This is a genomic window from Novosphingobium mangrovi (assembly GCF_022818885.1).
Classification (GTDB): Bacteria; Pseudomonadota; Alphaproteobacteria; order Sphingomonadales; family Sphingomonadaceae; genus Novosphingobium; species Novosphingobium mangrovi.
Genome location: NZ_JALHAT010000006.1, coordinates 1 through 12647, shown reverse-complemented (window position 1 = coordinate 12647; position 12647 = coordinate 1). Strand labels below are relative to the sequence as shown.

The following is a 12647-nucleotide window of genomic DNA, read 5'->3' as shown; positions in this document are numbered from 1 at the left end:
GAAGAAGGGACATACGAGGACACCATGCGGATCGCGATCGTGACGGGCGGCGCCCAGGGTATCGGCAAGGGGGTAGTGCTCCACCTTCTTGGCACGGGGTGGAAGGTGGCCGCCTTCGACCGTGACGAAGAGGCGCTGGCCGAACTTGCGGCCGAGTGCGCCAGTCAGCACCTTCTGACCCAGGCCGTCGATGTGGCGGACGAGGATGGCATGGCACAGGCCTTTGCCCAGGTCGCGCAGTGGACGGATCATGCCGGCCTCGATCTCCTTGTTTCCAACGCCGGGATTGCCGATCCGGTCTCCGGGCCGATCGAGGAGCTTTCGCTGCAGGAATGGCGGCGCTGGCAGGACAGCCATGTGACGGGTGCGTTCCTGGCCGTGCGCGGTTCGGTCGCGCCCTTGCGGATGCGGCAGGGAAGCATCGTCCTCATGGCGTCCACCCGCGCGCTTCAGTCCGAACCCGATACCGAAGCCTACGCGGCGGCCAAGGGCGCGCTGTGCGCGATGACCCACGCGCTTGCCGTCAGCCTGGGCCCCGAGATTCGCGTGAACGCGATTCTGCCGGGCTGGATCGAGACGGCCGATTGGCAGAAGGCCAGCGCGCGCAGCGAGCCCGAACACAGGCCCATTGATCACGCGCAGCATCCCGTGGGGCGGGTCGGCGTGCCTGCGGACATCGCGGGGGCTGTCGCGTTTCTCGCCTCGGAAGGCGCGGGCTTCATCACGGGGCAGCAGTTCGTCATCGACGGGGGGATGACGCGCAAGATGATCTACGCGGATTGAGGGAGGGCGAATGATTCAAGGGGCCATCGCCCCTTGACCCCCCAAATGGGCGAACTCACCTCTCTCCGCTAGGACAGCGGAAGCAAGGTGAGGTGTACTGGGGTGGGGAGCCCGAGGGCGCTGCCCCTCAGGCCCTGGCTTCGCTCACGCCCTGGCTGTTGTGGCGCAGGGCCGAAAGCACGGTGTCGACGATCTGCGGCGCGTTGAGGCCCGCATCGTCGTACTGCTTCTCGGGCTTGTCCTGGTCCTGGAACACGTCGGGCAGGCGCATGGTGCGGATCTTGAGACCTGCATCGGTAAGGCCCTCGTCGCTCGCCATGGTGAGGACGTGGGCGCCAAGGCCGCCGATCGAACCTTCCTCCAGCGTGATGACCACTTCGTGGCTCAGCATCAGGCGGCGGATGAGATCCGTGTCGAGCGGCTTGGCAAAGCGCATGTCGGCCACTGTCGTCGGCAGGCCCTTGGCCTCCAGCGTGTCGGAGGCCTTGAGAGCTTCGCCAAGGCGCGTGCCGAGCGAGAGAATGGCGACCTTGCCGCCCTTTTCCGCCGAGCCACGCACCACGCGGCCCTTGCCGATCTCGAGGCGCAGCGGGGTCTCGGGCAGCTCCACGCCCACGCCGTTGCCGCGCGGGTAGCGGAAGGCGATGGGGCCACTGTCATGCTGCGCGGCGGTGTGGGTCATGTGGACCAGTTCCGCTTCGTCTGCGGCGGCCATGACGACCATGTTGGGGAGCGTCGCCAGGTAGGTGATGTCGAACGAGCCTGCGTGGGTGGCGCCGTCCGCTCCGACAAGTCCGGCCCGGTCGATGGCGAAGCGCACCGGCAGGTTCTGGATCGCGACGTCGTGCACGACCTGGTCGAAGGCGCGCTGCAGGAAGGTGGAGTAGATCGCGCAGAACGGGCGCATGCCCTGTGCGGCCAGACCGGCTGCAAAGGTCACGGCGTGCTGTTCGGCAATGCCGACGTCGAACGAACGTTCGGGGAAGGAGGAGGCGAACTTGTCGAGCCCGGTGCCCGACGGCATCGCGGCGGTGATCGCGCAGATCGTGTCGTCCTTCTCGGCCTCGGCGATCAGGGCCTTGGCAAAGACGCCGGTGTAGCTGGGCGGACCGGCAGGGGCCTTGGTCTGCTCGCCGGTGACGACGTTGAACTTCTGGACGCCGTGGTACTTGTCGGCCGCATCTTCGGCGGGCTGGTAGCCCTTGCCCTTCTGCGTCACGACGTGGAGCAGGATCGGGCCTTCGCCCGCATCGCGCACGTTTTCCAGGACCGGAACCAGCGAATCGAGGTCATGGCCGTCGAGCGGGCCGACGTAGTAGAAGCCCAGTTCCTCGAACAGGGTGCCGCCCATGGCAAGGCCGCGGGCGTATTCGTCGGTCTTGCGGGCGGCCTGCGCCAGCGGGCGCGGCAGGCGGCGGGCAAACCGGCGCGCAAGTTCGCGAAGCCCCAGGAACTTGCCCGAGGAGACAAGCCGCGCGAGGTAGGACGAGAGGCCCCCGACCGGCGGCGCAATCGACATGTCGTTGTCGTTGAGGATCACGATCAGCCGGTTGCCCGCGGCCTCGGCGTTGTTCATCGCCTCGTAGGCCATCCCGGCGCTCATCGCGCCATCGCCGATCACGGCAATGCCGCGTCCGGGCACGCCCTTGATCTTGTTGGCCATGGCAAAGCCGAGCGCGGCCGAGATCGAGGTGGAGCTATGCGCGGTGCCGAAGGGATCGTACTCGCTCTCGGAGCGCTTGGTGAAGCCCGAGAGGCCGCCGCCCTGGCGCAGCGTGCGGATACGGTCGCGGCGGCCGGTCAGGATCTTGTGCGGATAGGCCTGGTGGCCCACGTCCCAGATCAGGCGGTCGGCGGGCGTGTCGAAGACGTAGTGGAGCGCCACTGTTAGTTCGACCACGCCGAGCCCCGAGCCCAGGTGTCCACCGGTCTGCCCCACGGCCGAGATCGTCTCGGTGCGCAACTCGTCGGCAAGCTGGCGCAGCTGGCCGGGCGCAAGCGCGCGCAGGTCATCAGGGGTGGAAACGGTGTCGAGGAGGGGCGTTGCCGAGCTGGCGTTCATCAGGTTAGCCTTACACGTGTGCGGCGGGCATGTCGATCTGATCGACTTCGGAGCCATCGGGTCCTAACGGCCGTCCGTAAGGATTGTGCCAAGGAAAAGTCAAGAAATTGGCGGGCGTTTCAAGTTGGCACTGGGAAAAGAGGGTGCCTCAACTGCACGAAGCGCAGGTTCCGCGCAGTTCGACGACCGGGCGCACGTCGGCAAACCCGTTGTCGCGGGCGGCCTTGATGAGCGCGCCGGTCAGTTCATCGTCATCGATATGAACGACTTCGCCGCAGGCATCGCAGATCAGGAAGATGCAGTCGTGGCGACAGCCGGGATGCGAATTGGCAATGTAGGCGTTTGCGCTCTCCACCCGGCGCGCAAGGTTGGTGCGCACGAACAGGTCGAGAATCCGGTAGACGCTGTTGGGGGCAACACGCTTGCCGCGCAGCGCCGAAACGCTTTCGGCAAGGTCATAGGCCGAAGCGGGCGTGGTGCGTTCGGCCAGCGAGGCAAACACGTCCGCGCGCATGTCGGTCCACTGTTCGCCCGCCGACACGAGCACGTCGCGCGCGGCCTTCTTCAGGCCTTCGCCGCTGTGTTCGTGGTGGCCGTGCGTGATTTCGCAATCGTCGTGAAGATCGGTGCCCATGCTTCCAATATGGGCCATCGGGCCCCGCTTCGCAATGTCGGGTGGTACCGTGGGCCCGGGCGGCTGTGCGCCGCGCCCGGCGTGCCTCAACGCGTGGTGGCGGCTTCGGCCGGGGGAACCATCGAGTCCGAAAGCGAGGTGCCGGTGTCGATGCCCATGACGCCGAACACCAGCACGGCCCCACCGGCGAAGCCGAGAGCGAAGAAGCGGGCGAATTGGGTCTTGAGCAGGCGCATAGGGTATCCAGGCAATCGAGCGGTTGGGGCTAGCGATCAAAGCTAGCGGTTGGGGCGGCGCGGGCCGCCGGTTTCTTCCGCGCCCTCTTGTCCCAAAACGGCTGAGCGTCGAGTGAATAAAGGGCATCATCCGTTGACCGGACGATGAGTTGTTTCATGTGGGCGGTAGGGCGAGGAAATCGGCGGGAACGTGTCACATTCCTGTCGAAGGACTGTGCGTTTCCATCAGCATTTCGAAGAGCGAAAGCGCGGCCAGAATCAGCACCGGCAAGGTCGCGCAGCCGAAGGGAAGGCCGAGCGCGGCGATCCAGCTGGCCGGGCGCGAGAGGCGCCCCATGCGCAGCAGGATGGCCGAAATCAGGAACCCGGCCATGAAGCCGAGCGTCACGAGGGGGCCGAGCCAGAGCAAGGTCATGTTCGCAGCGGCCCCCGGCGTGTCGGTGTCTTAGTGACGGAAATGGCGCATTCCGGTGAAGACCATCGCGAGGCCCGCTTCGTTGGCGGCCGCGATCACTTCATCGTCGCGGATCGAGCCGCCGGGCTGGATGATCGCGCTGGCACCCGCTTCGGCGGCGGCGAGAAGGCCGTCGGCGAAGGGGAAGAAGGCGTCCGAGGCGACCGCGCTGCCATGGGTGCGCGGCTTGTCCCAACCGAACTTTTCAGCCGCTTCGGCGGCCTTCATTGCGGCGATGCGCGAGGAGTCGCGGCGGTTCATCTGGCCTGCGCCAATGCCCGCGGTGGCGCCGTCCTTGGCATAGACGATGGCGTTCGACTTGACGTGGCGCGCCACGGTCCATGCGAAGAGGCAGTCGGCCAGTTCCGCATCGGTGGGCGCGCGCTCGGTGACGACCTTGAGATCATCGAAGCCGATGGCGCCGTTGTCGCGGCCCTGAACGAGCAGGCCGCCGGTGATGGGCTTCACGTTGAGGCCGCCGCGGCGCGGGTCGGGCAGTTCGCCGGTGAGCAGCAGGCGCAGGTTCTTCTTCTTGGCGAAGAAGGCGCGCGCGTCCTCGTCCGCGTCGGGCGCGACGACGACTTCGGTGAAGATCTGGCAGATCGCCTCGGCGGTCGGGCCATCGAGAGTCTGGTTGACCGCGACGATGCCGCCGAAGGCCGAGACATCGTCGCAGGCCAGCGCGTCGTTCCAGGCGCCCAGCAGCGTGTCACCCTGGGCAACGCCGCAAGGGTTGGCGTGCTTGACGATGACGACAGACGGCTTCTGGCCCTTGAACTCGGCGGCGAGCTCGAAGGCAGCGTCCGCGTCATTGTAGTTGTTGTACGAGAGTTCCTTGCCCTGGATCTGCTCGGCCTGGGCGAGACCCTTGGTGTAGGGACCGACCGGCGTGTAGAGCGCGGCCTTCTGGTGCGGGTTCTCACCATAGCGCAGGGTGGTCGAGAGGCGGCCGTTGACGGCGAGCATCTCGGGGAACTCCTGGCCCTGGTCGGCAAAGGCGAACCACTGCGAGATCATCGAATCGTAGGCGGCGGTCTGGGCAAAGGCGCGCGCGGCCATCAGCTTGCGGAATGCGAGCGTGGTGGCGCCGTCGGTGGCCTCCAGTTCGACCATCAGGCCCTCGTAGTCGACCGGGTCGGTGACGATGGTGACGTAGGCGTGGTTCTTGGCCGCCGAGCGCACCATCGAGGGGCCGCCGATGTCGATGTTCTCGATGATCGTGTCGCGGTCCGCGCCCTTGGCGACGGTCGCCTCGAAGGGGTAGAGGTTGACGACGACGAGGTCGATCGCGCCGATCGCGTGGTCTTCCATGGCCTTGGCGTGCTCGGCGTTGTCGCGCACGGCGAGGAGGCCGCCATGGACCTTGGGGTGCAGCGTCTTGACGCGGCCATCCATCATCTCGGGGAAATCCGTGATTTCCGAGATGTCCTTCACGGTAAGCCCTGCATCGCGCAGCGCCTTGGCGGTGCCGCCGGTCGAGACCAGCTCGACGCCGCGATCGGCAAGGACCTTGCCCAGTTCGGCAAGCCCGGTCTTGTCGGAAACCGAAAGCAGGGCGCGGCGGATCTGGACAGTATCGCTCATGGTCGAAAGGCTTCCTTGCAAAGAAGAGGGCGTCAAGTCTTTGCGCGCGCCCTTAGGCCGCGGACGGGACAGGAGCAAGGGTACGTGCGGCAAAAAGTGGCCCGCACGGCCGCGTCCACACCCGAAGGGCGGACAGGGTGACACAAAGTTGACACAGGTGACACGGTCCAGGGGGTGTTACCGGCCCCCTCGTGTCACCTTCGAAAAGCGTTTGGTTTCAGGAGGAGAGTGAGGCATGCGACCGCCTTCGTCCGGTCTCGCACAAGGGCGCGGGTGTAGGAAAGCAAAATCCCGTGCCGCACAGAAACGAAGCAAGGCCAATGCGAGGGCTATCGCCCTCGCGCTCCCGGAACTCGGACAGCGCAGGACGTGCGGTGAGGTCTGCTTCTGGGCAAAAGCGGAAGGTCTGCACCTTGGAAGCGAAAATGGAGCGATGAGTGACCGGGAAGGGTCGGGCCCGGAAGGGCCTCTATGCACTGGCGGCGGGAGTGGCCGCCACGCGGCCCTGTCGGTCGTTCGAGAGCCGAAGCGACCCGCCAGGGCGCGGCCCGTCCGGTTACGCTTGTCGATCCGATCGGCCTGCAGCCGGGATGGGTGGTTAGCGGACATCACAGTGCAGATCAGGGATCGGGCGGATCGACGTCATTTGATCCACCTGAAACTCTGAGCCGAATGCGCCTAGATGACCATATCCGAAACCAAGAAGCGTTCCTAATCCAAGAAATTCAGAAACCTTCCGCCGCCCGACAAACTTCACGTGATAAGCCGCGACAGGATAGCGCCCGTACTTACTGATGAACTCCCCGGAATTGCGGTTGGCACTCACCATTCTGCCCTCCGCGGTAGCGTCAGAAGGATAGTATGCCATCCAAGGTGCTCGGTCGAAATACGGCCCACAAGCATCTACAACCGTTTGATTTTCAAAGAAGCTCGATCCTTCAAACAGGTCTATCCACGTTCCTTCAATCATGCGTGTTCGTTGAACGTACGAAATCGTCCCGATCCAAGCACAAATGACCAGCGCAATGGCGACGATTAGCAATGACAGTTTGCGGTACAGCATCACCAAAAAGTAGCCGAATGTTCAATGTCCGCAACGGAGCGTGTGCCGAAATTCCGCCACGCGCCCATTCATGACCTTCGTCCATCGCGTCAGCGAATCCGAAACCCGCCGCGCGCTACTTCATGCATGCAGAAATTATTCAACATCGCTGTATTCTGCGACGAGTTTCGTTGTCTGGTTCTCATAGCAATATACCGGTGAGCCGCCGAGAGCGCCCCGCTCTAGCTCAAGTTCGATACAGAGCATTCCTGAGCCTTGGTTGCGTGTCGGAATAAACATTGATCGAGGCTTTCGATGTTGCAGAATTTCTGCATTGGAAGCCGTGGTCTTTCTTGCCCAACGCTCAACCGCGTCCTGAACTTGCTCATCCGTTCCAATCCACCTCTCGGCAGGATACTCTAGAACCTTCAAGGGCGAGGGGGCAGAATGTCGTGAACCTTCGAAATTGCCCAAGCCGTAGCCCGCCACGAGTAACGCCGAGGAATAGATCCCGATAAGAACGATCGTTTGGATACGCATTCAGCATCTTTGCACCCTTGATGGACTGCAGCAATACTGGCGGCAACGGACCGATGGCTATCCTCAGGTCGGCTGCTGAATTCAGACAGTCGCCTACCGGCCCGGCGTTGGCGCTCCGACAGGAAAACCGGAACGTCCGCATCTGGGAACTCGAAATTGGCGGCTGAGAGTCTTGAATGGGTCGAAACTGCGACGTTGCGGGTGAGCATAAGCGCCCGGTTCGCATTGCGCTCGACAGTGCGGGGAGCCCGAGGGCGATGGCCCTCGGATTGTCTTCTCTTCCGATCTTGCAGAACCCCGGTGGGCTCAGCCCATCTTCTTGAAGAGCCAGCTGAAGGTGCCGCCGCCGCGTGAGGCGAGGCCCTGGAGGACGATCTGGTGGGTGGCCTGGGGGCGGCCCTGGCCATCGACCCAGAGCGAATCCTCGATCTCGACGGTGCCTGCGCCTGCGCGGAACTGCCAGTAGCTGCCGTCGGCAAGGACGAGGGCGGCGCCCTGGCCGTCCTCGGTGGGGGCAACGGTGACTTCGGGGGCAAGGTGGAAGCGGATCGCAAAGCCGACCTTGCCGCGCTTGGCCTTGCGCCCGGAGGGCAGCAGCATGTCCTCGCCGCGCAGTTCGGTGCCATCGTCGCGCAGGATCAGGATGCGGCGGTGGGTCAGCGTGTAGCGCTGGGCATAGCCGTTGTGGCTGGCCTCGAGCCGGGTCGCGCGCGCGCCGCTGTCGGTCTCCATCGTCTTGCGGTCGACATCGACGGCGGTGACGCCCTGGCCAATCGCGCCGTTGATGAGGATGGCCGTGGAATTGGCATCGTCGAGCGTCAGGGTGGAGTGCGCGGCGGTGGCGCGCAGGCCCTGGTCGAGCCGTGCGGGGACGAGCCCGCCCGCGCTCGCCGCGCCGCCGCAGTTGACGATCATGCGCTGGCGGTTGTGCGAGAATTCAAAGGCAAGCGTGGAGGCGCAGCCAAAGCGCCCGTCGCGCGGCATCGGCGGCGGGGCGGTGTCGAACTGGAGGATCGACTTGTGCGCGGCAACGCGCTGGTAGCCCCACTGGCGCACGTCGCGTAAGGGGCGGGTGCGCACGCCGCTCGCTGCGACGAGGCCATCCACGGTGTCGGCCGGGACCGCCCAGCCGCCCTGCCAGGAGCCCAGCGAACCATCGCCGTGGCACAGTGCAAGGAGCGGGGGCACGAGCATCTCGATGACGTGCTCCATCGCCTCGGTGCTGTCGCGCCGCGTGGCCTGGTAGCAGTTGCGCAGGCGCACGAGGAGGGCGATGGCCTCCATCTGCGCAAGCGGGCTGCGCGAGAGGACACCGCCGTCATCGCCCATCAGCTCGCCCAGCGCCTTCATCAGTCCGGCTTCGCCGTAGAGGCGGCGCGGGCGGCCTTCGGGCAGCAGCAGGCCGCAGGCCACGAGGCCGCACCAGCCCGCAACCGCACCCAGCGAATCTTCGGCGTGGTGGACCTGCCGGTCAAGCCAGCGGGCGGTCTCGGCAATGTGGCGCAGCATGCGCACGCGCAGCGCCTTTTCACCCGAGAGGATGAGCGGGGCGTGGACCAGCCAGTTGAGCAGGCGCGCGCCGGTGTGCCCCACCGTCCAGGCCGGGCCGCGGCTGGCCTTGCCGGTCTTGGTGGGGGCCTTCGGATTGGCCTGGAGCCAGGAGGTGAGGATGCGCTCGGCCACGGGGGCGACCTGTTCGCGGGGCCCGCAGGCTTCGAGGTCGGCGAGCCAGGCGAAGCTGTGCACGGTGCGCTCGAGCGGCGGGGGCACGCGCGCTGCGCCGCCGAAGTCGACCTGGGTGATCGGCGTGCGCGCGCCGTGGACAAGGAAGTGGCCTGCGCGAAGGGCGGTGCCGGCCGCCTTGTCGCCGGGCACGGTGCCACGCACGGTGGCCAGCAGGCGCATGCGGGCCTTCTTGCCCATGGGCGCGGTGAGCATGGTGCCCGGCACGCCCAGCTTGTAGGCAAAGCGGATCAGGCGTTCGCCCGCGCTGACGGTGGGCGCCGCAAAGTCGACCAGCGCAAGCGCGCGGCCGGTTTCGGACTGGTCGGCCCCGACGACGGGGGGCTCGGCACCCTCGGGCACGGATGTATCTCCCAGAGGCGGGTCCACGCGGCGCGCGGCGCTGTCTTCTGTGGGTTTGTACATGGAGCCCTCCTCGACGCCCGGCTCGGCGGCGTCAGCCGGTAGCGGAACGGCCGAAGGGGGCTCCTGGTTGCGCGCGGCGGCGTCGATGGGAAAATCGCGCCGCACCGTGCTCAGTCGAGGCCCTTGAGCCTGCGGATGTTGGCCGCGTAGTGATCGGGGCCGCCCTTGAAGGTGGCCGAGCCCGCAACCAGCACGTCGGCACCGGCGGCCACGCACTGCGGCGCGGTCACGGCATCGACGCCGCCATCGACCTCGATCTGGATGTCGCGGCCCGACTTTTCGACCATCTTGCGCACGGCTTCGATCTTGCGCAGCTGGCTGGAGATGAAGCTCTGCCCGCCGAAACCGGGGTTCACGCTCATGATGAGGACGAGGTCGATGTCATCGATGAGGTAGTCGAGCATCTTGGCGGGCGTCGCCGGGTTGAGCGAGACACCGGCCTTCTTGCCCAGCTTCTTGATCGTCTGCACCGTGCGGTGGATGTGCGGGCCCGCTTCGGGGTGGACGGTGATGATGTCCGCGCCCGCGTCCGCGAAGGCTTCGAGGTAGGCATCGACCGGCGAGATCATGAGGTGGACGTCGAAGGTCTTGGCCGAGTGCGGGCGCAGCGCCTTGACGACGGCCGGGCCGATCGTGATGTTGGGCACGAAGTGGCCGTCCATGACATCGACGTGGATCCAGTCGGCCCCGGCTTCATCGATCGCGCGCACTTCTTCGCCCAGACGGGCAAAGTCAGCAGACAGGATCGACGGGGAAATGAGCGGCGTGGTCATGGATCTCGTGAAACTCCTCTAGCCATCCAGATACGGCACCCCATGTTGGGGCGACAAGGCAGGATCGGGCCGTTTTCCACACACGATGTGGGGTTTGCCTCCGATCCGGATCGACGCGCGGATAGCGTCTTTCGCCCCGCGTGCAAGCCCATGTAGGGTCTCGCGTGCCCGGAGTGCTTGAAATTCAGTGCCTATTCAGCGCACCAGACCTAGATACCTGCTTCAAGGCCTGCCGATTGCGCAGGCGCGGCCCTGTCCGATGTGAGGACAGAGCGCCGGAAAAACGAGTTGTCTTGAGGATTGGATCGATATGATTCGACACAGAATGGGCGCTTTCGCGCTGGTCGGCCTCCTGGCCGTGGCAGGCGCGGCGCCCGCATCCGCGCAGTTTCGCAACGAGATTTCGAACGACCTGCGCAAGTGCACGAGCGCGAGCGGGCCGGGCCTGCTGGTCACGGTCGACGGGGTGAAGGCCTCGCAGGGCGACATGCGCGTGCAGTCCTACCGCGCGACCAAGGCCGACTGGCTCGAGAAGGGCCACTGGCTCTCGCGCATCGAGGTTCCGGCCAAGGCGGGCACGATGACCTTCTGCCTGCCCGTGCCGGGCCCGGGTACCTATGGGGTCGCGGTGCGCCATGACCTCAACGGCAATGGCAAGACCGACATCACCGAGGATGGCGGGGCGATGTCCAACAACCCCTCGATCAACATCTTCAACCTGGGCAAGCCGAGCTACACGAAGGTCGGCGTCGAGGTCGGCTCCAAGGTGAAGTCGATCCGGGTCCAGATGAAGTACATGTAAGGGGTGGAAGAAAAGTCTTCTTCTCAAGGGGCCATCGCCCCTTGATCCCTTAACTGTCTTGCGCACCTCGTGCCGGAAGCTCCGCTCGTGAAGCGTAAAGTCAGCCGGCATGAAAGAGAGGGGCAAAGCCCCTCAATTCGATAGTCCCCTTCCTCTGTCGTGCCCCGGCATCCGGCCCACGTGCGCTCGACAGTTCGGGGAGCCCGAGGGCAATGGCCCTCGGAACTCATCTTCCTGCCTACTGGGTCTTTCGCGCAGCAAGGATCGCGCGCACGTCGACAAGGTCCGAGGGCTTGTCGACATCGACCGCAGCAAGGCCGTCGCGCGCCGCGACGCGCACCGCCGCCACCCCGATCTTGCCGCCGAGCCGGGCAATCGCTTCGGCCATGGTCAGGCGTCCCAGCGCAAAGCGCAGGAGGATGCCGGGGCCAAGGCGCAGCGCGATGCGCCAGGGGCGCTTGCGGTCGGCTTCGACCGCTTTCCAGGTCTCGATGGCGGCGTCTGCGCCGGGACGGGCGAGGAGGAACAGGTTGCAGCCCGACCAGGCCCCATCGGCCATCTTGAGCCAGGTGCGCTTGCTGCCGGGCAGTGCCTTTTCCACCGCCTCACGCCGTGCAAGGAGGATCGCGACGTCCGCATCCTCTCCGGCATCCGCCACGAAATCGGTGACCCACTGCGCGTCGAGCAGCGCGTGATCGGCGGTGGTGACGAGCATCGGCGCGCCCAGGTGCGCGAACCCGGCCGCGACGCTGGCGCTGGGGCCTGCCTCTGCCGGCAGGACTTCGCAGCCCAGATCCTGCGCCAGCGCAATCACTTCAGGCGTGCTGGTGATGACGGCGACGCGCGCGATGTCCGCAGCCTTGAGGGCGGCCACCACGCGCGCGAGCATCGGCTGCCCGTCAATCTCGATCAGCGCCTTGTGCGCGACGCCTTCTGCGCTGGCAACGGGATCGGGCGCGCCGGGGCGCGACCCGGCCAGCACGAGAGCGCTCAGGGGGCGGGCCTGTGCGGGACCGGGAGAGCCTTGGGCAGATGTCACGCGGCGCGGTCGTCCGTAGTGTCGGGGGCGTTGGCGGCCGCGAGACTCGCGGCCTTGCGCGCGCGCCACACACTCCACAGCACGCTGGGCGCGGCGAGCACGGGGTGGCGTTCGCGCCAGGGCGTGACAAGGACGGGGACGCCGGTGTGGCGCTCGATCTTCCAGGCGGCGTAGCGGGCGGCGCCCTCGAACGTGGTCGAGGCCTTGATCAGGCGCAGCACGTTGTAGGGCTTGCCCAGCCGCTGGCGGCGCTGCCACCAGCTGAGGATACGGGCCTTGGCGGGCGCACCGAGCTCGGGCCGGATCGTGCCTTGCGGCCCGCCGCGCGCGAAGGGGATCCCCTGTGCGACGAGGGCGAGGGGGAGCAGGCCGTCGAAATGCTCGCGGTTGGCCGAGAGGATCGAGTCCTCGCGCCCTGCCTTTTCGACACGGAATTCTGCCGCATAGGTCGCGCGGAACAGCGCGCGCCAGTAGTCTTCGGGGGTGCCGCTGTCGGGGCCGAGCGCAACGGCCAGGCGCGCTGCGGTCTTCGCCGCGCCCGCGACGGCTT

Annotated in this window: 12 protein-coding genes and 1 pseudogene; 2 read left to right on the top strand and 11 right to left on the bottom strand. The window is 66.3% G+C overall.

The window, feature by feature from the left end; genetic code table 11:
- Positions 1 to 24 precede the first annotated feature (24 nt).
- Positions 25 to 783, top strand: a complete 759-nt coding sequence (locus MTR65_RS06070; RefSeq protein ID WP_243798170.1) for an SDR family oxidoreductase — start codon at positions 25 to 27, stop codon at positions 781 to 783.
- 127 nt (positions 784 to 910) lie between these two features.
- Here the strand turns inward: MTR65_RS06070 and dxs are convergent, their stop codons facing one another.
- The 9 genes from dxs to rpe all read right to left on the bottom strand — a co-directional run bounded on the left by dxs (position 911) and on the right by rpe (position 10256).
- Positions 911 to 2845, bottom strand: coding sequence for a 1-deoxy-D-xylulose-5-phosphate synthase (gene dxs, locus MTR65_RS06065; protein WP_243798168.1), 1935 nt, complete (start codon positions 2843 to 2845; stop codon positions 911 to 913).
- Between the two features lie 148 nt (positions 2846 to 2993).
- Positions 2994 to 3497, bottom strand: a complete 504-nt coding sequence (locus tag MTR65_RS06060; RefSeq protein WP_226637897.1) for a Fur family transcriptional regulator — start codon at positions 3495 to 3497, stop codon at positions 2994 to 2996.
- Between the two features lie 68 nt (positions 3498 to 3565).
- On the bottom strand, positions 3566 to 3715 hold the full coding sequence (locus MTR65_RS06055) for a hypothetical protein (protein WP_213499743.1): 150 nt from the start codon (positions 3713 to 3715) through the stop codon (positions 3566 to 3568).
- 193 nt (positions 3716 to 3908) lie between these two features.
- Positions 3909 to 4130, bottom strand: coding sequence for a hypothetical protein (locus MTR65_RS06050; RefSeq protein ID WP_213499741.1), 222 nt, complete (start codon positions 4128 to 4130; stop codon positions 3909 to 3911).
- 30 nt (positions 4131 to 4160) lie between these two features.
- Positions 4161 to 5753, bottom strand: a complete 1593-nt coding sequence (purH, locus tag MTR65_RS06045) for a bifunctional phosphoribosylaminoimidazolecarboxamide formyltransferase/IMP cyclohydrolase (RefSeq protein ID WP_243798165.1) — start codon at positions 5751 to 5753, stop codon at positions 4161 to 4163.
- Between the two features lie 598 nt (positions 5754 to 6351).
- Positions 6352 to 6723, bottom strand: coding sequence for a hypothetical protein (locus tag MTR65_RS06040; protein WP_243798163.1), 372 nt, complete (start codon positions 6721 to 6723; stop codon positions 6352 to 6354).
- A gap of 228 nt (positions 6724 to 6951) precedes the next feature.
- Entirely contained in the window at positions 6952 to 7335 is a 384-nt protein-coding gene (locus MTR65_RS06035; RefSeq protein ID WP_226637890.1) for a hypothetical protein, read from the bottom strand.
- Positions 7336 to 7641: 306 nt separating this feature from the next.
- Complete coding sequence (locus MTR65_RS06030) at positions 7642 to 9588, bottom strand: heparinase II/III family protein (protein ID WP_243798161.1); 1947 nt, start codon at positions 9586 to 9588, stop codon at positions 7642 to 7644.
- Positions 9589 to 9593: 5 nt separating this feature from the next.
- Positions 9594 to 10256, bottom strand: coding sequence for a ribulose-phosphate 3-epimerase (gene rpe / locus MTR65_RS06025; protein WP_226637887.1), 663 nt, complete (start codon positions 10254 to 10256; stop codon positions 9594 to 9596).
- A gap of 310 nt (positions 10257 to 10566) precedes the next feature.
- Here rpe and MTR65_RS06020 point away from each other — a divergent pair, with 310 nt between their 5' ends.
- Positions 10567 to 11058 (top strand): DUF2141 domain-containing protein, encoded by a 492-nt coding sequence (locus tag MTR65_RS06020; RefSeq protein WP_243798159.1) that lies wholly within the window; start codon positions 10567 to 10569, stop codon positions 11056 to 11058.
- Positions 11059 to 11296: 238 nt separating this feature from the next.
- Here the strand turns inward: MTR65_RS06020 and MTR65_RS06015 are convergent, their stop codons facing one another.
- A complete protein-coding gene (locus MTR65_RS06015) occupies positions 11297 to 12097 on the bottom strand; it encodes a nucleotidyltransferase family protein (RefSeq protein ID WP_243798157.1) in 801 nt (266 codons plus the stop codon).
- Positions 12094 to 12647: pseudogene (locus tag MTR65_RS06010) on the bottom strand (hypothetical protein); the annotation flags it as partial. The pseudogene MTR65_RS06010 and the gene MTR65_RS06015, both read right to left, overlap by 4 nt.

Coding starts and splice junctions, on each gene's coding strand:
- MTR65_RS06070 (WP_243798170.1), top strand. CDS start 25: ATGCGGATCGCGATCGTGACGGGCGGCGCCCAGGGTATCGGCAAGGGG.
- dxs (WP_243798168.1), bottom strand. CDS start 2,845: ATGAACGCCAGCTCGGCAACGCCCCTCCTCGACACCGTTTCCACCCCT.
- MTR65_RS06060 (WP_226637897.1), bottom strand. CDS start 3,497: ATGGCCCATATTGGAAGCATGGGCACCGATCTTCACGACGATTGCGAA.
- MTR65_RS06055 (WP_213499743.1), bottom strand. CDS start 3,715: ATGCGCCTGCTCAAGACCCAATTCGCCCGCTTCTTCGCTCTCGGCTTC.
- MTR65_RS06050 (WP_213499741.1), bottom strand. CDS start 4,130: ATGACCTTGCTCTGGCTCGGCCCCCTCGTGACGCTCGGCTTCATGGCC.
- purH (WP_243798165.1), bottom strand. CDS start 5,753: ATGAGCGATACTGTCCAGATCCGCCGCGCCCTGCTTTCGGTTTCCGAC.
- MTR65_RS06040 (WP_243798163.1), bottom strand. CDS start 6,723: ATGATTGAAGGAACGTGGATAGACCTGTTTGAAGGATCGAGCTTCTTT.
- MTR65_RS06035 (WP_226637890.1), bottom strand. CDS start 7,335: ATGCGTATCCAAACGATCGTTCTTATCGGGATCTATTCCTCGGCGTTA.
- rpe (WP_226637887.1), bottom strand. CDS start 10,256: ATGACCACGCCGCTCATTTCCCCGTCGATCCTGTCTGCTGACTTTGCC.
- MTR65_RS06020 (WP_243798159.1), top strand. CDS start 10,567: ATGATTCGACACAGAATGGGCGCTTTCGCGCTGGTCGGCCTCCTGGCC.